A 22,607-nucleotide genomic window follows, 5' to 3' on the forward strand; every position below is an offset into this window, starting at 1 on the left:
ATCTGAACGCTGTTTGCCTTCGAGGCAGTGGTCAAATGATGTCTTGGCTGATGTGTGAGGTTTCGTGATCAAGCCCTTAAAAAAAGCAGTCCTTCCCGTTGCAGGACTAGGAACGCGTTTCCTTCCCGCTACTAAGGCGATGCCGAAGGAAATGCTTCCTGTCGTCGACAAGCCTCTGATTCAGTACGCTATCGACGAAGCCCGTGAAGCTGGCATCGAAGAGTTCTGTCTTGTTACGGGGCGTGGCAAAGACAGCCTGATCGATTATTTCGATATTGCTTACGAGCTTGAAGCGACGCTGAGAGAGCGTGGAAAGAAAAGTGCGCTTGAAGCCCTTCAGCCAAGCAGCGTTCAGGCGGGTTCTCTCGTCGCTGTGCGTCAGCAGGAGCCGCTGGGATTGGGACACGCAATCTGGTGTGCTCGTTCTTTCATTGGGGACGACCCTTTCGCTATTCTGCTGCCAGATGACATTGTAAAGAGCGGCCGTAGCTGTGTTGCTCAGCTGGTGGATGCGTACAACCAGACCGGCGGCAACGTTGTCGCTGTTACGGAAGTGCCGCGTGAGCACACGAACCGTTATGGCATTCTTGATGTCGGTGCCGACGACGGCAAACTGGTTGAGGTGAAGGGGCTGGTTGAAAAGCCAAACCCTGAAGATGCCCCCTCCAACCTGTCCATCATTGGACGCTACGTTCTGACGGCTGATGTGATGAAGCATCTTGCCAAGCTAGAGCGCGGTGCCGGTAACGAAGTGCAGCTTACGGATGCCATGGCCAAGATGATTGGGCATGTTCCGTTCCATGGATTGCGTTACGAAGGCACACGTTACGACTGTGGTGACAAGGCGGGCTTCCTGGAAGCACAGATCGCGTTCTCTATTGATCGTCCTGATCTTGGGGATGCGGTTAAGGCGTTTCTTAAAAAGTATGTCGACGCCGTTTGATCTTTAGAACACAGCATTATTGCCTGATGGTAGTGCTGATTTAAGAAGGAAGAGCTTTATCATTAAACGATAAAGCTCTTTTTTTTGCCCTCATGACGGACGGCTATCACAGAATCTTCGCAGCGGGGTTTTGGCGAAAATGCTGGGCAACAATGCGCCTCTCATGTCATGAAGGGTGTCATGTCCATGCCATTTCAGTCTTTTTTAGAGCCAGGTCAGATTGTTCAGCATCCTGATTTTCCTGAGTGGGGATGGGGGCAGGTGCAATCTGCAATCGGCGAGCGTGTTACGGTCAATTTTCAGAATGAGGGTAAAATTCTGATTGATGCGTCACGTGTGGAGCTGAAATTGGTTAAAGGCTGATCTCAGCCTTTGATCCGCTCTTTATTCGCGAAGTATAGCCGCAACGCCCTGAACGTCCTGCTTCCTCCAGTTTGCGGAGTATGTGGAGCAGACGTCGTGACGAATGGTGCTTTCTGTTCCGATTGTTTTTCTGCAGCTCGGAGGATTATTTTTCCATGCTGTGAAAAATGTGGCGTTTCGCTCTCTAATGAGGCCTTCGGGGGTACACGAAATATCTGTGTATCCTGTCAGTTGCGTCCTCCGGTCTGGCGGTCTGCACGGGCTGCCTTTGAGTATGATGACTGGTCCAGGCGGCTTATTCTTCCCCTGAAATATTCTGATCGGACCGAGAACGCACATATCCTTGTGCAGGAAATGTCTCGCGCAGGATGTGTCTTGCTGGATCAAGCGACCCTTCTGATCCCCGTTCCAATGCATCGGACCAAGCTGTGGCGACGACGATATAATCAGGCCGCTCTACTGGCGCATGGTTTATCCCGCAGAAGTGGCGTTCCCGTGCTTGCTGATGGTCTTGAGAGGCGCCGGGCAACCAGGCCACTGGCGCGTTTATCTGCCAAGGAGCGTCAAAGGGAAATCGCTGACACGATTGTTGTGCGCGCCGGGCGGAAAAAACGAATTGAAGGGCAGGCCGTTCTTCTGGTGGACGATGTTCTGACGACAGGTGCAACTGCTTCTGTTTGCACTGGCGCCCTTTTGAAGGCCGGGGCATTGTCGGTGGATATTCTTGTTGCAGCGCGGACCTGCAAAGGCGATGAACAGGACGTTCCGTATCCCGAGGAGTAAGAACTTTATGTCAAAAATCGAAATCTTTACCCAACCGGGATGCCCTTATTGTGTTCATGCTGTTGATCTTCTGAGATCAAAGGGTGTGGCGTTTAAGGAAATCAATGCGCCACATGGGACCCGTGAGCGTGAAGAATCCATCAGTCGCTCGGGCCGCAGGACTGTCCCTCAGGTGTTCGTAAATGGGCAGTCTCTAGGAGGATGTGATGATATCGTGGCTTTGGATCGGGCTGGGCGGCTTGATTCTCTGCTTGGCGGTGCCTGAATGCGCTGGGGACGGCTTCTTGCTGGCGCACTGCTCTGCACGATACCCTTCATGGGATATGCGGCAGCACCGGCAATCCCTCAGGCAACCTCCGAGCCTTCCGAGCTAGGCCTTTGGCTATCCGCGGGTAAAGACGGTGTGTTCTCTATCGAGCATTGCGGAAATGCCCTTTGCGGCAAGCTCGTCGGGATGGACTATGACGGGGAGATGCCGAAGGACGTTTGGGGCCGTGCAGAGTGCCATCTTTGGATTTTGACAGATTTTGTAGCAGCAGAAGACCAGAAATGGCGGGGTCACATCCTTGATCCACGAAGCGGACGTATCTATCAGGCATACATCTGGCTCTCCGAGCCAAATGTTCTAAAGCTGCGTGGCTTTGTTCTGGGAATGCCGCTTCTGGGGCAGACCGAGACCTGGACGCGATATACCGGAGGCTCATTTGGGCCACAGTGTAAGATGTCTCCGCAGCCTCACTGAGAAACTACAATGGTAGGCCATGTCTCTCTGATATGGTTTGCCAGAAACATGCAGACCAATTTCAGGTCTCTGCTTCTGCCGAACTGAAAGGACCGTGGAACCACTATGTCCCACCCTCTTTCCCGCCGCGATTTTGCGCTCGGGCTGGCTGCTGGTGCGGTTGGCGCCAGCGTGGCAGGCACGTCTTATGCCGCTGACGAACCGAAAATTATTCCCGTTCCCCCGCCACCGCCCAAGCCTGTTTCCAAGACGATATGTTTCGTCGGAGGATATACAAAACACGCGCCTCCAGGAGGAGCTGGAAACGGGCAGGGTATTGCGGTGTTCGAGATGGACCGCGAGTCAGGTGTTCTGACGCCGATCACCACCTACACTGACATTGCCAGCCCGTCTTTCATTACGCTTTCCGCAGATAATCGCTTTCTGTATGCCCTGAGCGAAATCGACGATTTCAACAAGGATGGTGACGGATCTGTCACGGCTTTCGCCGTTGATCAGAAGACCGGCTCTCTGCGTAAGCTCAATAGCGTTAGCTCTGGCGGGGCGGTCCCGGCCCATCTGAGTGTGCATCATTCTGGCCGTTATGTTCTGGTCGCGAATTATGTTGGCGGGTGCGTTGCGGTTCTGCCTATCCGTAGCGATGGGTCCTTGGGTGACGCGACGGATGTGGTCCATAATACCGGGCCGCGTCAGCCAGAGCGGGCATCCGATAATCCGCAGGGAAATTTTGCGGTTTCCGATCATTCCGGCTCTCATCCGCATATGATTCGTTCTGATCCAAGTGGACGCTTCGTGATTGCGGATGATGCGGGACTGGATCGCGTCTATGTCTGGATGCTGAATCTGGCGACTGGAAAGCTGATTCCGGCAAAGACACCCTATTACGAGATGGAACCCGGCTCTGCGCCGCGTCACTTCGAGTTCAATCACTCTGGACGCATCATGTACAATCTGTGCGAGCAGAACTCGAAGATTGTTGTGTCCACTTTTGACCCGCTGACGGGTGCGATCACGAATATCCAGACGGTCAGCACTGTCACGCCGCATTTCCGTGGCTCGACGCTGGCTGCGGAAATTCTGATTTCGGCCAGCGGCAAGTATGTCTACGCGTCCAACCGCCTGGGCGATTCGCTGGCTGTGTTCGCGATTGCTGCGGATGGAACGCTGTCCCTGCAGGATGAAGTCTGGATGCATGCCGATTATGGCCGCGCCATGATGTTCGATCCGTCCGGGACGTTCCTGTTCTGCGCCAACCAGCGTTCGGATGCGGTGACGTCCTTCAAGGTGGACAAGAACACCGGGCAGCTTGCGTTTACTGAAAACTTTACGCCTGTCGGTAGCCCGACGACGTTTGCGTTCATGAACACGCAGGTCTGACATTCAATGGAAAAGGCGCTCTTCGGAGCGCCTTTTTTGTTTCAGCCCTTCGTAAACATCGCGATGTAGTTCACGCCGGTGTCGCGCGTTGTGCGCCAGCGCGGGGGCAGGTAGCTCATGCCGGCAATGTCGGTCATGCGCAGACCGGCGTTACGCGCCATGGCTGCCAGTTCTTCCGGCTTGATGAATTTCTTCCAGTCATGTGTTCCGACAGGCAGCATACGCAGAAGGTATTCTGCTCCCAGCTTTGCCATAGCGAATGAACGCGGTGTGCGGCTCATCGTGGACACTGCAACCATGCCTCCCGGTCGGGTCAGGGTTGCGAGCATGTGCAGAAAATCCTGCGGATCGTTGACGTGTTCGATAACTTCCAGAGCTGAAACAACGTCGAATTCTGCACCTTCCTCGACCAGGTCTTCCGCGCTGCCATTACGATAAGTCAGATGTGCGGCACTCGGTGGTAGTGGGTAGGTAGCCTGATGGGCACGGGCGGCTTCGATCCCGTCCGGGCTTGCATCAAGGCCGAGTGTCTCAAACCCCAGCTTTGCGAAGGCTTCGCTGGCGAGGCCTGCGCCACAGCCAATATCGAGCAGGGAAAGGCGCTTTCCTTCAGACGGCTTGAGAGTGGTCGTGCGCGAAGCAACCCAGTCTGTACGCAAGGGGTTCATGGCGTGCAAAGGAGCCATTGGGCCACGCGGATTCCACCAGTCCTTGGCCAGCGCACTGAAATGGGCGATTTCGGAATCGGAAACGGAAGAGCGATGTGAGGTGCTTCCGGAAACGGTTTCTGAGGCCATCAGAACTGTCCTTCTGTATGCCCGCATGATGCCGTCGGCTGGACGCGGCGTGGCGAGACGAGTATGTGGACCGGCAGAGTCTGTTCAGAAGACCGGCCGGCAAATCTGTTTTGTGCCGTATCCGATGCCAGACCCGAGCGCGCAACGCCAGACACGTACTGGAGCCTTATCCGCGATGTCCATGTCCGATACTCCCGTTCACGACCAGGTTTCCGGTCGTGCCGATACTCTTTCCATGTCTGTGGATAGCGGGAAACGGAAAACGATCGTCATGAAATTCGGCGGTACGTCCGTCGGAACAATTGAACGCATCCGGGTCGTTGCGCAGCGGGTGAAGGCCGAGCATGCGCAGGGGCGTCGGGTGGCTGTTGTTGTGTCGGCCATGGCGGGTGTGACCAATCAAATGGTTGGATACTGCGCCGAGCTGGACCCGCTGGCAGATCCAAAGGAATATGATGCCGTTGTCGCGTCTGGTGAACAGGTCACGAGTGGTCTTGTGGCTATCGCGCTACAGGCACTAGGCGTTCCGGCACGCTCTTTTCAGGGCTGGCAGATCCCGCTTGTGACGGATGACGCGCACGGCAAAGCGTCCATTGATGGTGTTGATGGCACGGAACTGCTGAAATGTCTTGATAATGGCATTGTGCCGGTTATTGCCGGCTTCCAAGGGATTGGGCCGGATAACCGGATTGCCACACTTGGGCGTGGCGGATCAGACACATCTGCTGTAGCGATTGCCGCGGCGATCCATGCGGATCAATGCGACATCTATACGGATGTTGATGGAATTTATACGACGGACCCGCGTATCGTGAAACGCGCGCGGAAGCTGGATCGCATCACGTATGAAGAGATGCTTGAACTCGCTTCCGTAGGCGCCAAGGTACTTCAGACCCGCAGTGTCGGGCTGGCGATGCGTGAAGGGGTCCGTGTACGTGTGCTGTCGTCATTCTCCGAGACGGACGATGACAGTGGGTCGATTGTGGTGGATGAGGACGAGATCGTGGAGAAGGAACTGGTTGCGGGCATTGCCAGCTCGCATGATGAAGCAAAGCTCTCCGTTCGGGGTATTCCGGACCGTCCGGGCATCGCGGCCGCCATCTTCGGACCTCTGGCTGCGGCAAACATCAATGTGGACATGATCGTGCAGAGCACGGGCGTTGACCGCATGACGAACATGACCTTCACGGTCGGCAAAAGCGATGAGGCTGCTGCCCGCGCTGTTCTGGAAAGTGCTCATGGCATCATCCAGTATGGCGAGCTTGAGACGTCCCACAATGTGGTGAAGATCAGCGTCGTGGGTGTTGGTATGCGTTCGAATGCCGGGCTTGCTGCGACCATGTTCGCTACGCTGGCGGAACGTGGGATCAATGTGCAGGTGATTTCCACCAGTGAAATCAAGATCTCCGTCCTGATTGATTCGGAATACAAAGAGCTTGCGATGCGTGCACTGCACACCGCGTACGGGCTGGACAAGAAAGAGGAACCCTCTACGTGAGTGCAATGACGGACGCCCGCGAGACCCTGAATCGCCTCTGGAAGCCGGGATGTGACTTCCTGGGCAGCGAAGTCGCCATTCTTGGCGGCGCGATGTCCTGGGTGAGCGAGCGCAATCTTGTCTCCGCCATTTCCAATGCTGGCGGTTTCGGCGTGATTGCCTGTGGTGCCATGACGCCGGAGCGCCTTGAGGAAGAAATTGTTGCCACGCAGGCTCTGACGAAGCGCCCGTTTGGTGTGAACCTCATCACCATGCATCCTGAGCTAGAGCGTCTGGTGGATGTGTGCCTCGCACATAACGTATCCCACGTCGTTCTAGCTGGTGGTGTGCCGACGAGTGCTATCATTAAACGTGTTCGTGATGGCGGCGCGCGTGCGATTGGTTTCGCGCCTGCGCTGGCTCTGGGCAAGCGTCTGGTGAAACTGGGTATTGAAGCTCTCATTATCGAGGGTTCGGAAGCTGGTGGTCATGTCGGACCGGTTTCCCTGACGGTTCTGGCGCAGGAAATCCTGCCGCACATCAAGGACGTTCCTGTCTTTGTTGCTGGTGGTCTGGGCCGTGGTGATGCCATCGTCTCCTACCTTGAGCAGGGCGCTTCCGGTGCGCAGCTTGGAACGATCTTTGCTGCGTCTGAAGAGAGCATCGCGCACGAGAACTTCAAGAAGGCGTTCCTACGGGCCAATGCCCGTGACGCTGTGACATCCGTGCAGCTTGATGAGCAGTTTCCGGTCATTCCGGTTCGTGGTCTTGCCAATGCTGGAAGCCGTGGCTTCCTGAAGCATCAGGCAGAGACGATCCGTACGTTCCAGAGCGGTGGTGTCAGCAAGGAAGATGCTCAGCTCTCCATCGAGCATTTCTGGGCTGGTGCGCTTCGTCGTGCCGTAATCGAGGGTGACGTCGAGAACGGGTCTGTCATGGCTGGCCAGTCTGTTGGTATGGTCAAGGAAGTCCGTCCGGTTTCCGAAATCATTGCCACACTCGTTGAGCAGGCTGTCGAAGCCATTGCGAAGCGGGAAGATCGCGTTCACGCTTCTGCCTGATCAGGTTTTATCAGCCATGTCTCCTCCCTCCGACCGTCCGATGCCGCTTCGCTCAGACCAGCCCAGTGTTGGCACGATTCTGCGTACGCGACGGGAAGAGTTGGGATGGCAGATAGATGACGTTGCGCAGTGGCTGCGCATCCGGTCGCGTCTGCTGGTTGCGCTTGAAACTGATGATCTCTCGTCTCTGCCAGGTGTGGCGTATGCTGTCGGCTTCCTGCGGACGTATGCCCACGCCATGCAGTTGGACGCAGATGGGTTGGTAGCCCGTTTCCGTCGAGAATATCGCGGGGTTGTCAATCGGAAGACGGATCTAGTCTTTCCGCAGCCTGAGGGTGAGCGCGGGCTGCCCATTGGTCTGCTGGTTGGAGCAGGGCTTGTTGTTGTCGTGGCGGCCTATGCTGGATGGTATCGGTTTGCCTCGCATGACAGTCCGGCAGATCGCCGCATTCCGGCTGTTGCGGAATTGATGCCAGGTGCTGCGACATCTGCGACTACGTCTCCTCAGGTCGCGTCTGTCATGCCCGGCAGGGCACCAACTCCCGATCCCTCTCTGCCGCATGATCCTCTTCCTGCGTCCGTCGCTCCTGTCGTGCCCGCTCCGGCGTCTCAGCCGGTTATTGCACCGACTGAGTCTGCGACGCCTGCAGTATCGCCAGCATCTCCCTCGCCGAGCGCAGAAGAGGATGATGCAGCGCCGAACAATACGGATCAGTTTGGCCCCGCTACAGATGTTCCTGCTGAAACTCCCGCTCCAGCTGTCCCCGTCGGGGCTGTTGTCGTGCGTCTGTTGGCGCCTGTCTGGATGCAGGTGAAGGACAAGGACGGTCATGTTCTTGTGTCTCGCGTGCTCAAGGCTGGCGAGAGCTGGCAGGGTGACGCTTCTGCAGCGCCGTTCCGCATGTCTTTCGGCAATGCGGGTGGTGTTGTCCTTTCGACAGATGGCTGCACGAGCGCGCCGCTTGGTCGTCAGGGTGAAGTGCGCCGGAATGTTGAAGTTACAGCGGATGCCATCCGCTCAGGTGCATTCGGCAATGGTGTTGCTCTCCCGGCACAGCCGTCTGCCGTGGTGGCTACTCCTTCCGAGCAAAGTGTTGACGGGTCGACTGCGGCCGCACCAGATGATTCGTCTGCGGCGCCTGCTGCGAAGCCTGTAATTCGTCGCCCTAAAAAAGCTCCTACGCCTTCCGCAGAAGTTTCTGCTGACGATCTGAATGCCCGGCAACTGGATCAATCGTCTCCATCGCATTAAACAGGGGGGTAACGCCCCTGACCCAAAGGACCCGGTTATCCCGGGCACGAAGAGGTAAATCATGAGCAGCTACCGCCCCTATCAGCACATCGAGCGTCGCAAGTCGCGCCAGATTCATGTCGGCAAGGTTGCGGTCGGTGGTGATGCGCCGATCTCCGTGCAGACCATGACCAATACCCTGACGTCTGACGCGCAGGCGACGATTGACCAGATCCGTCTCGCCGAACTGGCAGGTGTGGACATCGTTCGTGTGTCCTGTCCGGATGAAGCCAGCACGGCCGCTCTGAAGGAAATCGTTCATGAAGTGAACGTGCCGATCGTTGCGGACATTCACTTCCACTATAAACGCGCGATCGAAGCCGCGAAGGCTGGAGCGGCTTGCCTGCGTATTAATCCGGGCAATATCGGCAGTGCCGAGCGCGTGCGTGAAGTTGTGAACGCTGCCAAGGATTACGGCTGTTCCATCCGTATCGGCGTGAATGCTGGCTCGCTGGAAAAGCACCTTCTGGAAAAGTACGGTGAGCCTAACCCGGAAGCGCTGGTCGAAAGTGCTCTGGAGCACGCAAAGATCCTTCAGGACCATGATTTCCATGAGTTCAAGATCAGCGTGAAGGCGTCTGACGTGTTCATGGCGGTTGCCGCCTATCAGCAGCTTGCAGACTGCTGTGACCATCCGCTGCACATCGGCATCACGGAAGCTGGCTCCAAGCGTGCCGGTACGGTGAAGTCCTCCATTGGTCTGGGCAATCTGCTCTGGGCGGGCGTGGGTGACACCATGCGCGTTTCACTGTCTGCTGCACCGGAAGAAGAAGTGCTGGTGGGCTGGGACATTCTGAAGTCCCTTGGCCTGCGTCATCGTGGTGTGAAAATCATTTCCTGCCCATCCTGTGCGCGTCAGGGCTTCAACGTGGTTGAGACGGTCCAGACGCTGGAAGATCGCCTCCAGCACATCAAGACGCCACTGACGCTGTCCATCATCGGATGCGTTGTGAATGGTCCGGGTGAGGCCCTGATGACCGATATCGGTGTGACCGGCGGTGGCTCTGGTCGCCATATGGTCTATTCGGCTGGTCGTCAGGACCACACGATGCCGGCAGAAGACATGATCGAGCATATTGTGGATCTGGTTGAGACCAAGGTTGCCGCTATTGAGGCAGACAAGGCTCAGACAGAAGCTGAAGCAGCCAAGTTGTTGGACCCGGCGGCTCACTGATGTCAGGATTGCAGCCACCTCGCGGCACACACGACCTTATTGGCGACACGATGCGCCGTCACCACCATGTGGTGCAGACGGCCAGAGCTGTTTTGGAAACCTATGGCTTTGAAGAGTGGAGCACCCCCATCTTCGAAGATACGCGGGTTTTCTCGCGGACACTCGGGGAAACCTCCGATGTCGTCTCCAAGGAAATGTACACCTTTGAGGACCGGGGCGGCGAAAGCATTACGCTGCGTCCCGAGAACACAGCCTCAATCTGTCGTGCTCTTGTGACGAACGGCCTGACCCAGTCCTTACCTCAGAAGGCATTCTATCACGGGCCGATGTTCCGTTATGAGCGCCCGCAAAAGGGGCGTTATCGCCAGTTCCACCAGATTGGTGCGGAGTTGCTGGGCGCAGAAGGCCCTCTTCGAGACGCCGAAGTCATCACAATGGCCTACGACATTCTGAAAGCGCTTGGTCTTTCAGAACATGTTGTTCTGGAAATCAACACGCTCGGGGATATTGCGTCCCGACAGGCGTGGCGTGAGGCTCTGGTGGGGTATTTCCGTCAGCACGCAGATGCGCTTTCTGAAGAAAGCCGAGTGCGTCTTGAGGTAAACCCGCTGCGAATTCTGGACAGCAAGTCCGAGCAGGATCGTGCGCTACTGGCCGATGCACCGGCATTTGCGGATTATCTGAACGATGAGTCTCGTAAATTCTGGGACGACCTGCGGTCTTACCTGACGGCATTTGGCGTGAAGTTTGTCGAGAACCCGCGGATTGTGCGTGGCCTTGATTATTACAGCCACACGGCCTTCGAGTTTGTGACGACGAAGCTGGGTGCTCAAGGCACTGTTCTGGCTGGGGGACGCTACGAAGGTCTGGTTGAGCAGATGGGCGGTCCTGCTGTTCCTGCAATTGGCTGGGCCGGTGGTATTGAGCGTCTTGCCCTGCTGCTTGAGGACGCGCCTGCTGTTCCTGCTGGAATTGCAATTGTTCCTATGGGAGACGAGGCTCTTCTCAAAGGTGCTGCGATTGCCCGCTCACTGCGCGAAGCGGGACTGCGTGCTGAAATTGAGACGCGTGGGAACATGAAGAAGCGCATGGAGCGCGTCGTGAAGTCCGGTGCATCTCATGCGGTTGTTCTGGGTGATGAAGAAATTGCGCGCGATGTCGTGCAGCTTCGTGATCTGGGAACGCGTGATCAGCAGGAGGTATCTGTTGCGGATCTGGTTCAGGCACTGAAGGGCGCCTGACACGTGGCATTTGACGACAGGCTTGAGCGAATTGTTGCGCGGTCGGAGGAAATTCAGGCTCTGATGTCCGCAGGTGAGGCGACGGGGGAAGAGTTCACGCGTCTCTCACGGGAGTATGCAGAACTCGAGCCTGTCGTTGCTTCAATCCGGGCCTGGCAGGACGCCGACACACAGCGCGATGGAGCCAAAGCTCTTCTTTCTGACCCGGAGATGAAGGAACTGGCTCAGGCTGAGCTGGAAGAGATTGAAGCCCAGATTCCTGAACTGGAGCACAATCTCCGACTCGCTCTTCTTCCTAAAGATGCAGCGGATGAACGCAGTGCTATTCTGGAAATTCGTCCGGCGGCAGGTGGTGACGAGGCAGGGCTTTTTGCCGCCCAGCTTTTCGATGCCTATCGCCGATTTTCGGAGCAGAATGGCTGGCGTTTTGAAGTCATGGAATACGCCGAGAATGAAGTTGCAGGTCTGAAAGATGGCATGGCGACAATTTCCGGCCGTTCCGTGTTTGCTCGCCTGAAGTATGAGTCTGGCGTGCATCGCGTACAGCGCGTCCCAGCGACTGAAAGCCAAGGGCGCATTCATACGTCCACGGTGACGGTTGCTGTTCTGCCAGAAGCAGAGGAAGTGGACGTCACGATCAATGACGACGATCTGCGGATTGACGTTTATCGTGCGTCGGGTGCGGGTGGGCAGCACGTCAACAAGACGGAAAGTGCCGTTCGCATTACGCATATTCCTACTGGCGTCGTAGTGGCGATGCAGGAAGAAAAGAGCCAGCACAAGAACCGTGCCAAGGCTATGAAAATCCTCCGTGCACGTCTGTATGAGCGGCAGCGTTCGGCAGCACATGAATCCCGTGCCGCGGATCGACGCTCTCAGGTTGGAACAGGGGACCGGTCAGAGCGGATTCGGACGTATAACTTCCCGCAGGGGCGTGTGACGGACCACCGCATCAATCTGACGCTCTACAAGATCGAACGCATCATGGCGGGCGAGTTTGATGAGATTATCGATGCGCTGACACGTGAAGAACAGACAGAGCTTCTGGCAGCTGAGGGCTTTTAAAGCCTCAGCTGCTGGGAACTGCGCAAACAGCAGCCCGTCCATGCCGATGAGTGGCGACGGATGGATCGTTGTAATCTACTAAAAAAAAGTCTGTGAAATTATTGCTTCCGACTGCATCCAGGGCATGGTCTTGCGGGCTATGAAGCTGTCCGTCGCTGCTGACCTGATGCGTTTCCTGATGTCCGTTGTGCATGATGGTGATTTCGCCGCACAGGGCGTAGTCAACATCGTTGCGTCCGGCAGGCAGCGTGATGGTCTGCGTTTCTCGCGATTTGGATAAGCCAAGGCGGAAGGTCGCCACCAGGTTACCGTTCAGGTAAAGGCGAGAGACTTCGGAGATTTCTTCAGGAGCACGTTCATCGGTGACGGTGAAGGTGCCAGGAAGTTCAGACTGGGCGCTGGCTGAATGCAGGGCGCATCCCAGAAGAAGGACCGAGAAGAAAAATGCACGTTTGGACTTCATGATCACAGGTATAGCAGGTTCACTGACAAAATGACTGCAAAAGATGACATTCTTCAGCGTGCAGCAGTGGTCTTGCAGCAGGCTGGACTTGAAGATCCTCGTCGTGAAGCCCGATTGCTGCTGTCCTGGGCCACGCAGCGTGATCTGGCTGGATTGTTCGCTCTGAACGTTCTTTCGGAAGATGAAGCGAATCGCTTTGAGGCGGCTGTTCAGCGGCGGGCGTCTCGCGAACCTCTGGCTTTCATCACGGGTGAAACAGGGTTCTGGACTCTTGATGTCTTTACGTCACCCGAGACGCTGATTCCACGGGGAGACAGTGAAGCTCTGATTGAAGCGCTCCTGATCGTTCGGCCGGACAAGGCGGAGGCTCTCACCATGCTAGACCTTGGAACGGGGACAGGGTGCCTGCTGTTGTCCGCGCTTTCAGAATATTCCCGGGCATGGGGGGTAGGCGTTGATCTTGCACCTGGCGCGGCACTTCTGGCCCAGCGGAATGCGGCTCGGAACGGATTGGAAAAACGCAGTGCGTTTTTGGCAGGGAACTGGGATTCTGCCCTGAACGGGCAGTTTGATGTCGTGATTTCCAATCCGCCCTATATCGAGAGTGCTGACGTGCCCGACCTGATGCCGGAGGTCTCGCGTTATGAGCCCGCCCGGGCGCTGGATGGAGGAACGGACGGCCTGGATGCCTATCGGTTGTTGTGTGACGCGTTACCCCGACTGCTTGTTCCGGGGGGACATGCCATTCTGGAAATGGGCATCGGGCAGATCGATGCTGTGTCCGAACTGGGGAGCCGGCGAGGGCTGAAAGAGGTCGTGCGGCATGATGATCTGGGGGGCATTGCACGCGCTCTTGTTCTGCAGCGGACAGAAAACTGAGGAAAGACGTTGGCTTAAGGGCCGAGAGTTGGTATGACCCAAAAGCTACGTTTTGGAGTGAAAGCCGTAATGGCGGTTTTTTCCTCACGGAGTTGCTCCTGTTGGCCGTCTTTCAGTAAGCCGGTAACAGATGAGAAGGCTGGCCAGTGTCCAGCCACAGCGAGATAGACAGACGTCTTTTCGACAGCGGCGGATGCATCCTTCTGCAAGGGCAGAAGAGGGGCCCGCCATCAGGAAAGTGCATCACGGGTCGATGAATATGAAGCGTATAAGAGGCCGGCATCATCGTGCAGGCGGCGGGACACCACGCACAAGTAGTTCCCAGACCCCTCTGAACCGCAACCATGTGTTTGACAGCAATGGCCCGGACCTCAGAATTCGCGGAACTGCTCAGCAGCTTTTCGAGAAGTATCTCCAGCTTGGTCGGGATGCCACCGGAACCGGGGACCGTATTCTTGCGGAAGCCTATTTCCAGCATGCCGAGCACTATTTCCGCATTCTGAATGCGATGAATCAGGCGGCCCAGCAGAGTCAGCAGGAGCGCAACGAGCGTCAGGCGCAGCGTCAGCGCGCTTATGAAGATCGTCGTGAGCCACATGGCGAAGAAAATTATCAGGGCGGGGACCGTGAAGGTGGCGAACAGCCTTCCTTCGAGGCCCAGCGGCCTCAGGACGCTTCAGCCGACGCTGAATAAGATTTGAAAAAGAGCCGGTCCTGAAAAGGGCCGGCTCTTTTTTATATCCGCCCTACAAACCGTTCGGGGAGGTGCCAGAGCTCGGTTCCATTGATGTGGAGGTCGAGCCGGTACTGGTCATGATCGCGGTCAATTGCGCTTTGTTCGACCGCATGACGCCAGTTCTTTAGCCGCTGGTCCTGCTGATCGAATGTTGGGTGGACAATCGGGAGGCCTGCCATGTTGCGGAGCATGTTCTCCCAGTCCTGATCAAGGAGGCGCTGGTGCTGGCCGGCATTTTCTGAGCTCCAGGGCTGCGTTCGAGTTCGGTTCAGACGCCTGAGGCCTGAGGCAAGGTCTGCGTAACGCAGGTGGAAAAGAAATAGCGGTGCTGTCAGTTGAGGGCTGACTTCTTTGCAACAATGAAAGCCAGGAGCCCACGTCACCGCGGCGCGGATGAGTACAGGCTTACACATCGCACTCGAAAATCGTAAATGCTGCCTCTGGATTGAAACCGGCCGACTATAATCGAAGTCAGTCTCGCTGTTGGGCAGATGGATGACATCCAGCCCCGTGGCTGTGACGACAGGGCTACTATTGGCGACGGCAAAATGGGTGAGGGACGGGTACATGGCAGGATCTGCCAAGAGAAGCTCATCCACATCACTGTAAATGACGCTGTCATACCATTCGAGAAGACTGGCACAGAATGCGCCAACGGCACGTGTGCGTCGTTCGTCATCCTGAGGAGAGCGTGGAATTCGGATCCTGTTGACCTGACCGAGATGATCCGTCGATCCGTCATTGGAGCCATGGTCAATAACGTAACATGACGCTTCGCCGACCTGAGCGCCATAATGCCGACGCCAGATCTGAAGATGTTCTGGTTCATTATAGGCCATGGTGACGACGGCAAGAGGCTTCTTGATCATGTCAACATGATACAAAAATGCTTTCAGATCAGATACCTGAAAGATTTTTATTTAATTTTAGGAAAATATGGATGGTAGCGGTGGACGGATTTGAACCGCCGACCAAGGGATTATGATTCCCCTGCTCTACCACTGAGCTACACCGCCATCCCACCGGGTAACCCGGCGTTGAGGCGGGTTTTTAAGGGGGATCTGTTGGTGTGTCAACACGTTATCAAAAGGAAAATGCAGGATTTTAGTCACCGCATTTTTCACAATGGCCATATCTGTTATGGTTTTCTGAATCCCTCAATTCCCTCTTGATATGGAGCTTCCTGCCTAGTGACGCAGCACTTCGTCAGCACGCTGTTTGCCGTAAGGTCTTATTTTACGTGGCTTCCGGCAGCCGTTGTTTCTGTTCTGATGCTCGCGGTCGTGGGTATTCTAGCTTTTTATTGCGGTAATCTCGTAACGTCCCTGACGTTGCGGATCCCCGGCTCCCGAAGTGGTGCCCTGATCCGCCGGATCGTGGCTGCGCTTCGGCGTCCAACACGGATTATGATCGCACTGCTTGCGATGATTGCGGCTTTGCCTGCCGTGACAGGCTTTGCCTACGAGACTGAACAGAACCTCAGACTCTTTTTCCTGTTCCTGCTGGTTCTGACGTTTGGCTTCTCTGCCATTATCGTTTTCCGGATCATGACGGAAGCGTATCTCAATCGGCTTTCTTCAAGAGAACAGACCGACGACATCATGATCCGTACGCACCAGACGCAGATCCGCGTTCTGAGGCGGCTGACGGAAATCATGGTGGGCATTGTGACCGTGGCGTCTGCCCTTATGCTGTTCCCGTCCGTGAAACAGTATGGTGTGTCGCTCTTTGCTTCGGCTGGAGCCGCATCACTGATTGTGGGTCTTTCTGCGCGTGGCTTGCTGACCAATCTGATTGCAGGCGTGCAGATTGCCGTGACCCAGCCCATTCGTATGGAAGATCTCGTCATCATCAATGGTGACTGGTGCTGGGTTGAGGAAATCAACGCGACATATGTTGTGCTGCGGGTGTGGGACTGGCGCCGTCACATTGTGCCTATCTCTTACTTCCTGGAGAACCAGTTCGAAAACTGGACGCATAATTCTGCGGCGATCATCGGTGTTGTGTTCCTATGGCTCGATTATGAGGCGCCAATGGATCGCATCCGGGAGATGCTCAATGAGATCATCCGCACATGCCCACTCTGGGACGGCAAGGTTTTTGATGCGCAGGTGGCGGACTGTAACTCTCAGGTGATGTCGATCCGTATTATCGCCAGTGCGCGCAATGCTCTTCAGAGCTGGGATCTACGGTGTGATATCCGGGAAAAGATTATCGCACGGATCAGGGAAGAATGTCCGGAGGCTCTGCCGCGGGCACGTTTTGCCATGATGCCACCCCGGCCGGGGGCTGAGGCTTGGCCAAGCGAGCTTTTGTCTCCAAAGATCGATCGGCCGCCGCCGGGAAGTTATATGGGCCCTGGAACACCGGGGTCCTGAGACAGAAACCATCGCTTCGGCGGTGGTTTTTTCTTTTGAGAGACGTAATCGCTCTGCATCTGGCGGGATCAGCTTATGGCTGTTACGTCGGACTTGAGTGTTTCTGGTTGAAGCATGAATGCCGGATCTTGTGCAGGACTGAAGAAAATATGTCGGAACATCCTCAGACCATTCAGATCTTTCTTCCTTCCGGTGATCCTCAGGGTATTCGTACAGCAGCCATCACAACGCGCATTGTGCAGGTTGTTGAAATTCCACGAGTGCGTCTTGAGTCCTTTCTGGAGATGCCTGAAGCCGGGTTTGTTGGTGTGTATGTTCTTTTTGGTGAGAATGAACAGACTTCCGCGCCCATGGCTTATGTGGGGCAAACAGGGAACCTGGGTACGCGCCTGAAGCAGCACAATGAGAAGAAGGATTTCTGGAACCGTGCAGTTGTGGCGTTATCTTTGACGCAGAGCCTGACGCTGACGCACGCTTATTATCTGGAATGGTTGTCAATCACTTGGGCCGCGAAAGCGCAACGCTTTGAGTTGGATAACGGTACGATCGGTACCAAGCCGCATACGCCACAAGCGATGGAAGCCGAATGCCGGGAAATCTTTGAAACGTTTGATATTTTGCTGACGACGCTCGGTTATCCGCTCTTTGATCCATTGATCAGGGCTCGTGTTGTTCAAACTCCAGTCATCACTCCGCATGACACCTATAATCCTGTGGCATCGGAAGATGCGGAACAGGAATTTTATTGCAGAGCAGGGGGGGTGAACGGCCGAGCCCGTTACACTGAGGAAGGGCTTGTTGTTCTTGCGGGATCGTACGGAAGAACAGAGGTTTCCGAGGCATTTCTGAAAAACGGATATTACCAGAAGCGTCAGGAGTTGATTGATCAGGGCGTTCTTCGTGTGGAAGGAGAGCGTGTCATCTATACGCGTGACACGCTTTACAAGTCTCCTAGTTCATCAGCCGCCTATTTGCTCGGACGATCTGCCAATGGATGGTCTGAATGGAAGAATGGTACTGGGCAGTCCCTTGGCGAAGCACTGGGACGCTACGGCTCTACGGAAGAAAGCGCTGCTGTTTAAACGCTGTTCTTCCGTAGGGTGTGATTTTCAACCTGCCATTGTGGAATTGCGACGTCCGTAAAAGACGTATGTGACGACGCCAAGAATGACGTAGCTCGTTAGCAGGATGATCGGCACAGGATTTCCATTGGCAACGGAGTGAATCATGTCCGTGACGAGCGGAATGGTCATGAACAGGCAGAAAATGATGCCGAGGAGTGGTGTGATGCCAATCCAGAAACCACGGATCCGAAAGCCTCCCAGAGGGACACTGAAGGGGCGTTGAATGTCCGGGCGTGTGTTCCGCTGCCAGATGACTGTGAAGCAGACGATGCCAAAGGCTGCGGCTGTACCGATTGAGACCAGATCACTGATGATGTCGATGGGAAGTGTTGCCGTCATAATGGCAACGATGATTCCCAGAACGATCGTTCCCAGCCACGGCGTACGAAAGCTAGGGTGCACTTTTCCAAACAGAGAAGGGATCAAACCATCCCGGCTCATCGTCAGGAGCACGCGCGACTGGGCATACATCAGCCCCATCAGAACTGAGCATAGACCAATGGTTGCGCCAACATTGATGAAGATCGACAGCCAGGGGGTGTTCATGGCGCGGACTGCGATGGCCAGTGGGTCCGGGACATCAAGCTCCCGATAAGGCACGATCCCCAGAAGCACGGCGGCAACGATAATATAGACAATCGTGCAGATCAGCAGGCTACCGATAATTCCAATGGGGACATCACGTGTTGGGTTTTTGGCTTCCGCTGAAGCGGTTGAGACCGCCTCAAACCCGACATAAGCGAAGAAGATGATCGACGCTGCCCGGAAGATCCCTTTGACCCCATAGTGAAAGCCACCCTCGCTGGGCGGAATGAAGGGATGCCAGTTTGCCGGGTGAATGGCATGGATGCCGAAGGCAACGAACAAACCAAGAACACCAACCTTCAGGATAACGATCAGCGTATTAACGCGGGCAGATTCCTCAATGCCACGCACCAAGAGGCCGGTTACCATAAAGACGGCCGTCAGGCCGATAAGATCCAGTCGCCAGCCAGCGCTAATGGCTGTGCCATCCGAACCAGGGACAGGCTGCAACGTCGCCTGAGTAAGGCTGGAAGGAATATGGATACCAAAGACGGCAAGGAGAGACGACGCATAACCGGACAGTCCGGCGGCGACGGCTGCACAGGAAATTCCGTATTCCAGAAGGAGCAGCCACCCCACGATCCAGGCCACTTTCTCGCCCATGGAGATGTAGGCGTAGGAGTATGCGGAGCCAGAGACCGGGAGCGTGGATGAAAGCTCACCATACGAGAAAGCGGTGAAGAGGCAGGCGAGGGCGGCCACCACGAACGAAACAAGAACAGAGGGGCCAGCATATTCGGCAGCAGCCGTTCCCGTCATGACGTAAATACCGGCGCCAATGGTGGAGCCGACACCTAGAAGAATAAGTTGCGTCGCTGTGAGGCTACGCTTCAATCCATGCGCCTCATTCTCGGACATGATCTGTTCGAGACTCTTTCGACGGGCAGCCGTGGCTGAGGCGGATGGGCTGGATTGTATCGGAAGTGGCATGATCCCTAATCTGCCGGGAAAAGCGGCGTCTGGAAAGGTTTATAGAACGATGAGAACGCCTGCCAGCAGACCGGCAGCAATGCAGTAGATGCCGAAAGGCTTGAGAGCCCATTCGTCATGATTGCGGAAAAAGCGCAACATCAGGAGAGAACAGATCAGAGCTGTGATCCCGGCAGCGATGGCCCCCACGACGCATTGAAACATCACGTCGTGGGCAATCGTCATATGCCGCATCTGCCAGCCTTCCTTGACGGTCGCTGCCAGAACGACTGGCTGGGCCATGAGCAGCGAGAAACGGGCGGCGGTGCCGTGATCCAGTCCGCGCAGAAGACCGCCATTCATGGTGGCGCCTGAACGCGACAGACCAGGGAACAGGGCAAGACACTGCCAGAACCCGATAATCAGAGCATCCTTGGGAGACAGGGAAGAAATCGGACGGTGATCCGCCTGTCCGCGCTGTCTGCGGAGCCATTCCGTGACCAGAAGCAGCAGGCCATTCAGAACCAGAAAGCCTGCGACGGCCAGAGGTGCCCCGAAGATGGAGCGCAGGCTATGTTCAAAAAGCCCACCGAAGATGACGGCCGGGATGGTCGCAATGACGAGAAGACCAAAAACCCGAATCGATTCAAGCTGGTTGTATCGGCCGTGCAGACCGAGCATCCCGCGAAGGATGGCCATCCAGTCGCGCCAGAAGACGCCGGCCAGAGCCACAAGGGTTCCGACGTGCAGCATTGTCAGGAATGGCAGGAACATTTCCGAATGTTCGTCCAGGTTCCAGTGAAGGATACCGGGCAGCAGAACGGCATGGCCGAGGCTACTGACTGGAAAGGGCTCAGTAATGCCCTGAACGATGGCGAGAATGATGGCCTGAAAAAGCGTCATGGAGCCTGCACGGATGGGCGGAAAAGGAAGTCACTTGCCTGATGGCGCGAAGGGACGCAACCTTGACCGTGCTGTGGGGGAAGACTAACTCGCCAGCTTACCGGGTTTTTTGAAAGTTGAGGCACCACATGAAGGCAGGATACAGCGGGCGCGGTGGCGCCATTCTGGCAAGCGGTCTTGTCCTTCTCGTTGCCGGGGCTTTTCTTGTTTATGGCGGTGAGCTTCGTAAGGGGCCGGTTCAGCACAGCATCGTCATGCATGCGCAGTTCAATTCAGCGAATGGCTTAAAAGCTGGCGCTGATGTTGATCTCGCCGGGGTGACGGTGGGGCGTGTCCAGTCGATCAGCCTCAACCCACATACCCAGATGGCTGACGTGACGTTTTCCGTTGATCAGCAGCTCAATCTTCCGGTTGATACGGCTGTCGGTATTGGTGCGCCGAGCATGACGGCTGATAACGCGCTTCAGATTGAACCGGGGAAAGACCCTAAGACGCTGTCTGCTGGCGGGGTCATCAAGGACACCCGCGACCAGCTTTCGCTGGAGCAGCAGGTCAGCAACTATATCTTTGGCGGTGGTAAACTCGGGAACTGAGTTCTCTCAGTCGTTCATTGGATAGGACGCCAGCAGACGGCGCTGTTTGCGCCAGGAGTGCAGCATTCCGAAAGCGCCTGATGTCTTCCATCCACGCGCCTTGTTGGCAGCGCCGATGAGGAAGGTCTGGTGATAGTGTGAGAACTGTGCCCGATACGCTTCCCACAGGGTCGTACGTCGGTCCCAGATATGGATTGCTTCGGAGCCGACACCATTAATTTCGATAATGCGAAGGCCTTCTCCGCGCTGCAACGCTTCAACCGACGGAACCTTCACGTCTACACGGCCGAAATAGAAGTCCGGAACGTCTTTCATGATGGCGTCCAGGCGCGCGGTCAGCTCTGGGGTGGTATCAGCCCGGCCATCGCGAAAGACAGACCCTTTGCAATGATTGCCTGCAAACACGAGGGGTAGAACTTCCCCTTCTGCCAGAACGGACTTTTCCCGACCTGCCAGACGCGGAAGATAGATTTGCGGAACCTGACCCATGCGAGGATCACTCATGATAAGTTCCTCGATGGTGGAATGTCCGTCGCCAGTGAGAACCGGGGCTTCCTTGTATGTTACCGACGTGATGCGGCCTTGCGGTTGATCGGGATGGCGGATGTAAAACAGGCCGGCTTCGACGGGATAGTCGATGAGTTCCTGCACCATCAGGTCAACGTCGTTCGGGAACTGAGGGAGAACGCTTTCGAGTTGCTCCCGGGAGCGGACGAGTTTCACGCCTGTTCCGTTGCAGCCAATATCGGGTTTGACCACTACCGGAAATGACAGCTCCTTCCGTTCCATCGCGGCCAGCGCACGATCCAACGCGCCAGCGCCACTCGCAAAAACAGCGTACGAGGCAATAGCCTCCTGGGCGATTGGGCCAGCCATGTCGAGAATGGAAGACTTGCTCTCTCCGCAAAGACCACCGGTCTCGATGCGCGGATTGGCGGCCGTCGGAATGCTGAGGTCCCGGTATTTTAGGCCCATTGCGATCCAGTACAGGACGATGGGCGTGTAAAAGATGGAACCGGGCCAGAACTCGAAAAGCGAGAGGGGATTTTGTTCAGTCTCTGTCTTGGACATTCGGTTACTGGCTCACGGTCTGGATACGGGCGATCAGGCGCCCGACAACAACAATACACAGAACAAATCCCGCCAGTCCGGCCCAGCGCCAGCCGCCCTGATGCGCCAGAAGCCAGCCGCCAATGCGCATGGCCAGCAGAAACAGCAGTGTTGTCCACACAAGGGTGGCGAGCACTGCTGTCAGGGCAAAGCGCAGGAACGGTGCGTGGAAGAAGCCGCAGGCAGTATAGAGCGGGAGGCGCGCGCCGGGCACGAAGCGGGAGATGGCGACGATGCGGATGACGTTCTTGGAAAACCAGTCCTGCGTCCGTTCCTGCTTGGGAAGCGTCAGGAAGCGGCGAAGACGGGGCCAGCGTGCACCAGCGGCGCCAAGGCCATATAGCCCGAGATCGCCGATTGCGACGCCAAACCAGAGGGCACCCAGGGCCAGGGCGATGCTGACATGCCCCGCACGTGCAGCCACTCCGGAAAGAACGGTTGCCACGTCTTCGAGGATAAAGGTCCCCACAATGATGCTGACTGCTTTCAGCCAGGCAGGCTGTGACGCCAGGGCGGGGCCAATGGCTATCATGCCGCGGGATGTTCCATGATCATGGAACGTTGATGTCGCATGTCAGCGCGCTGGCGACAATCTCACGCCGGGCGTTTTGAC

General features: G+C 56.2%; 24 protein-coding genes, 1 tRNA gene and 1 pseudogene. 18 read left to right on the forward strand and 8 right to left on the reverse strand.

The features are described from left to right. Positions 1-64 precede the first annotated feature (64 nt). The 7 genes and pseudogenes from galU to JN414_RS07620 all read left to right on the forward strand — a co-directional run bounded on the left by galU (position 65) and on the right by JN414_RS07620 (position 4,208). The gene (galU, locus tag JN414_RS07595; RefSeq protein ID WP_202207373.1) at positions 65-943 is read left to right on the forward strand and encodes a UTP--glucose-1-phosphate uridylyltransferase GalU; all 879 of its coding nucleotides are present in this window, start codon (positions 65-67) and stop codon (positions 941-943) included. Positions 944-1,123: 180 nt separating this feature from the next. Continuing rightward, positions 1,124-1,306, forward strand: a complete 183-nt coding sequence (locus JN414_RS07600) for a DUF3553 domain-containing protein (protein ID WP_202207374.1) — start codon at positions 1,124-1,126, stop codon at positions 1,304-1,306. A 9-nt stretch (positions 1,307-1,315) separates the two neighbouring features. Further along, positions 1,316-1,525: pseudogene (locus JN414_RS17150) on the forward strand (double zinc ribbon domain-containing protein); the annotation flags it as partial. Between the two features lie 156 nt (positions 1,526-1,681). Beyond that, positions 1,682-2,089, forward strand: a complete 408-nt coding sequence (locus tag JN414_RS16855) for a ComF family protein (protein ID WP_237389963.1) — start codon at positions 1,682-1,684, stop codon at positions 2,087-2,089. Positions 2,090-2,096: 7 nt separating this feature from the next. Next, entirely contained in the window at positions 2,097-2,354 is a 258-nt protein-coding gene (gene grxC / locus JN414_RS07610) for a glutaredoxin 3 (protein ID WP_202207376.1), read from the forward strand. Continuing rightward, the gene (locus JN414_RS07615; RefSeq protein WP_202207377.1) at positions 2,355-2,831 is read left to right on the forward strand and encodes a DUF2147 domain-containing protein; all 477 of its coding nucleotides are present in this window, start codon (positions 2,355-2,357) and stop codon (positions 2,829-2,831) included. A 105-nt stretch (positions 2,832-2,936) separates the two neighbouring features. Continuing rightward, a complete protein-coding gene (locus JN414_RS07620) occupies positions 2,937-4,208 on the forward strand; it encodes a lactonase family protein (protein ID WP_202207378.1) in 1,272 nt (423 codons plus the stop codon). A 41-nt stretch (positions 4,209-4,249) separates the two neighbouring features. Here JN414_RS07620 and ubiG read toward each other — a convergent pair whose 3' ends face one another. Continuing rightward, a complete protein-coding gene (ubiG, locus tag JN414_RS07625; protein ID WP_202207379.1) occupies positions 4,250-5,005 on the reverse strand; it encodes a bifunctional 2-polyprenyl-6-hydroxyphenol methylase/3-demethylubiquinol 3-O-methyltransferase UbiG in 756 nt (251 codons plus the stop codon). Positions 5,006-5,180: 175 nt separating this feature from the next. Between ubiG and JN414_RS07630 the strand changes: the two genes are divergently transcribed. The 6 genes from JN414_RS07630 (at position 5,181) to prfA (ending at position 12,314) form a co-directional block, all read left to right on the forward strand. Then, positions 5,181-6,503, forward strand: a complete 1,323-nt coding sequence (locus tag JN414_RS07630) for an aspartate kinase (protein ID WP_202207380.1) — start codon at positions 5,181-5,183, stop codon at positions 6,501-6,503. Between the two features lie 5 nt (positions 6,504-6,508). Next, positions 6,509-7,543 carry a nitronate monooxygenase family protein gene (locus tag JN414_RS07635; protein WP_202207602.1) on the forward strand — a complete coding sequence of 345 codons (1,035 nt, stop codon included), beginning with the start codon at positions 6,509-6,511 and terminating at the stop codon, positions 7,541-7,543. A 16-nt stretch (positions 7,544-7,559) separates the two neighbouring features. Beyond that, on the forward strand, positions 7,560-8,795 hold the full coding sequence (locus tag JN414_RS07640) for a helix-turn-helix domain-containing protein (RefSeq protein ID WP_202207381.1): 1,236 nt from the start codon (positions 7,560-7,562) through the stop codon (positions 8,793-8,795). A 61-nt stretch (positions 8,796-8,856) separates the two neighbouring features. Continuing rightward, positions 8,857-10,008, forward strand: a complete 1,152-nt coding sequence (gene ispG, locus JN414_RS07645) for a flavodoxin-dependent (E)-4-hydroxy-3-methylbut-2-enyl-diphosphate synthase (protein WP_046901473.1) — start codon at positions 8,857-8,859, stop codon at positions 10,006-10,008. After that, positions 10,008-11,249, forward strand: a complete 1,242-nt coding sequence (gene hisS / locus JN414_RS07650) for a histidine--tRNA ligase (protein ID WP_202207382.1) — start codon at positions 10,008-10,010, stop codon at positions 11,247-11,249. Before ispG ends, hisS begins: the two co-directional genes overlap by 1 nt. 3 nt (positions 11,250-11,252) lie before the next feature. Beyond that, positions 11,253-12,314 (forward strand): peptide chain release factor 1, encoded by a 1,062-nt coding sequence (gene prfA, locus JN414_RS07655; RefSeq protein ID WP_099212338.1) that lies wholly within the window; start codon positions 11,253-11,255, stop codon positions 12,312-12,314. 4 nt (positions 12,315-12,318) lie between these two features. Here prfA and JN414_RS07660 read toward each other — a convergent pair whose 3' ends face one another. Further along, entirely contained in the window at positions 12,319-12,777 is a 459-nt protein-coding gene (locus JN414_RS07660; RefSeq protein ID WP_064273185.1) for a hypothetical protein, read from the reverse strand. Between the two features lie 30 nt (positions 12,778-12,807). Here JN414_RS07660 and prmC point away from each other — a divergent pair, with 30 nt between their 5' ends. Further along, the gene (gene prmC / locus JN414_RS07665; protein ID WP_202207383.1) at positions 12,808-13,656 is read left to right on the forward strand and encodes a peptide chain release factor N(5)-glutamine methyltransferase; all 849 of its coding nucleotides are present in this window, start codon (positions 12,808-12,810) and stop codon (positions 13,654-13,656) included. 259 nt (positions 13,657-13,915) lie between these two features. Beyond that, positions 13,916-14,350: a DUF4167 domain-containing protein gene (locus JN414_RS07670; RefSeq protein WP_373321848.1), complete on the forward strand. Its 435-nt coding sequence runs from the start codon at positions 13,916-13,918 to the stop codon at positions 14,348-14,350. Between the two features lie 41 nt (positions 14,351-14,391). Here the strand turns inward: JN414_RS07670 and JN414_RS07675 are convergent, their stop codons facing one another. Together JN414_RS07675 and JN414_RS07680 are read right to left on the reverse strand one after the other, a co-directional pair. Beyond that, a complete protein-coding gene (locus JN414_RS07675; RefSeq protein ID WP_202207384.1) occupies positions 14,392-15,261 on the reverse strand; it encodes a glycosyltransferase family 2 protein in 870 nt (289 codons plus the stop codon). Positions 15,262-15,333: 72 nt separating this feature from the next. Continuing rightward, positions 15,334-15,408, reverse strand: a tRNA-Met gene (locus JN414_RS07680). A 174-nt stretch (positions 15,409-15,582) separates the two neighbouring features. On the opposite strand from JN414_RS07680, the gene JN414_RS07685 reads away from it, so the two are divergent. Next, positions 15,583-16,770 (forward strand): mechanosensitive ion channel family protein, encoded by a 1,188-nt coding sequence (locus JN414_RS07685; protein WP_202207385.1) that lies wholly within the window; start codon positions 15,583-15,585, stop codon positions 16,768-16,770. A 149-nt stretch (positions 16,771-16,919) separates the two neighbouring features. Next, positions 16,920-17,852 carry a GIY-YIG nuclease family protein gene (locus JN414_RS07690; protein WP_202207386.1) on the forward strand — a complete coding sequence of 311 codons (933 nt, stop codon included), beginning with the start codon at positions 16,920-16,922 and terminating at the stop codon, positions 17,850-17,852. Positions 17,853-17,879: 27 nt separating this feature from the next. On the opposite strand, the gene JN414_RS07695 is transcribed toward JN414_RS07690, so the two are convergent. Further along, positions 17,880-19,409 carry an amino acid permease gene (locus tag JN414_RS07695; RefSeq protein ID WP_202207387.1) on the reverse strand — a complete coding sequence of 510 codons (1,530 nt, stop codon included), beginning with the start codon at positions 19,407-19,409 and terminating at the stop codon, positions 17,880-17,882. Positions 19,410-19,448: 39 nt separating this feature from the next. Continuing rightward, a complete protein-coding gene (locus tag JN414_RS07700; RefSeq protein WP_202207388.1) occupies positions 19,449-20,291 on the reverse strand; it encodes an undecaprenyl-diphosphate phosphatase in 843 nt (280 codons plus the stop codon). Positions 20,292-20,419: 128 nt separating this feature from the next. Between JN414_RS07700 and JN414_RS07705 the strand changes: the two genes are divergently transcribed. Next, positions 20,420-20,884, forward strand: coding sequence for an MlaD family protein (locus JN414_RS07705; protein WP_202207389.1), 465 nt, complete (start codon positions 20,420-20,422; stop codon positions 20,882-20,884). 6 nt (positions 20,885-20,890) lie between these two features. Here the strand turns inward: JN414_RS07705 and JN414_RS07710 are convergent, their stop codons facing one another. After that, entirely contained in the window at positions 20,891-21,955 is a 1,065-nt protein-coding gene (locus JN414_RS07710) for an ATP-grasp domain-containing protein (protein ID WP_202207390.1), read from the reverse strand. Between the two features lie 4 nt (positions 21,956-21,959). Then, positions 21,960-22,526 (reverse strand): DedA family protein, encoded by a 567-nt coding sequence (locus JN414_RS07715; protein WP_064273192.1) that lies wholly within the window; start codon positions 22,524-22,526, stop codon positions 21,960-21,962. Between the last annotated feature and the right edge of the window lie 81 nt (positions 22,527-22,607).

Origin of the sequence: Gluconobacter sp. Gdi (genome assembly GCF_014132155.1) — a bacterium.
Lineage (GTDB): Bacteria > Pseudomonadota > Alphaproteobacteria > Acetobacterales > Acetobacteraceae > Gluconobacter.

Coding starts and splice junctions, on each gene's coding strand:
- JN414_RS07695 (WP_202207387.1), bottom strand. CDS start 19,409: ATGCCACTTCCGATACAATCCAGCCCATCCGCCTCAGCCACGGCTGCC.
- JN414_RS07630 (WP_202207380.1), top strand. CDS start 5,181: ATGTCCATGTCCGATACTCCCGTTCACGACCAGGTTTCCGGTCGTGCC.
- JN414_RS07705 (WP_202207389.1), top strand. CDS start 20,420: ATGAAGGCAGGATACAGCGGGCGCGGTGGCGCCATTCTGGCAAGCGGT.
- JN414_RS07615 (WP_202207377.1), top strand. CDS start 2,355: ATGCGCTGGGGACGGCTTCTTGCTGGCGCACTGCTCTGCACGATACCC.
- JN414_RS07690 (WP_202207386.1), top strand. CDS start 16,920: ATGTCGGAACATCCTCAGACCATTCAGATCTTTCTTCCTTCCGGTGAT.
- JN414_RS07715 (WP_064273192.1), bottom strand. CDS start 22,526: ATGATAGCCATTGGCCCCGCCCTGGCGTCACAGCCTGCCTGGCTGAAA.
- grxC (WP_202207376.1), top strand. CDS start 2,097: ATGTCAAAAATCGAAATCTTTACCCAACCGGGATGCCCTTATTGTGTT.
- JN414_RS07670 (WP_373321848.1), top strand. CDS start 13,916: ATGAAGCGTATAAGAGGCCGGCATCATCGTGCAGGCGGCGGGACACCA.
- JN414_RS07620 (WP_202207378.1), top strand. CDS start 2,937: ATGTCCCACCCTCTTTCCCGCCGCGATTTTGCGCTCGGGCTGGCTGCT.
- JN414_RS07640 (WP_202207381.1), top strand. CDS start 7,560: ATGTCTCCTCCCTCCGACCGTCCGATGCCGCTTCGCTCAGACCAGCCC.
- JN414_RS07635 (WP_202207602.1), top strand. CDS start 6,509: ATGACGGACGCCCGCGAGACCCTGAATCGCCTCTGGAAGCCGGGATGT.
- hisS (WP_202207382.1), top strand. CDS start 10,008: ATGTCAGGATTGCAGCCACCTCGCGGCACACACGACCTTATTGGCGAC.
- JN414_RS07600 (WP_202207374.1), top strand. CDS start 1,124: ATGTCCATGCCATTTCAGTCTTTTTTAGAGCCAGGTCAGATTGTTCAG.
- JN414_RS07675 (WP_202207384.1), bottom strand. CDS start 15,261: ATGATCAAGAAGCCTCTTGCCGTCGTCACCATGGCCTATAATGAACCA.
- JN414_RS07700 (WP_202207388.1), bottom strand. CDS start 20,291: ATGACGCTTTTTCAGGCCATCATTCTCGCCATCGTTCAGGGCATTACT.
- ispG (WP_046901473.1), top strand. CDS start 8,857: ATGAGCAGCTACCGCCCCTATCAGCACATCGAGCGTCGCAAGTCGCGC.
- ubiG (WP_202207379.1), bottom strand. CDS start 5,005: ATGGCCTCAGAAACCGTTTCCGGAAGCACCTCACATCGCTCTTCCGTT.
- JN414_RS07660 (WP_064273185.1), bottom strand. CDS start 12,777: ATGAAGTCCAAACGTGCATTTTTCTTCTCGGTCCTTCTTCTGGGATGC.
- JN414_RS07710 (WP_202207390.1), bottom strand. CDS start 21,955: ATGTCCAAGACAGAGACTGAACAAAATCCCCTCTCGCTTTTCGAGTTC.
- prmC (WP_202207383.1), top strand. CDS start 12,808: ATGACTGCAAAAGATGACATTCTTCAGCGTGCAGCAGTGGTCTTGCAG.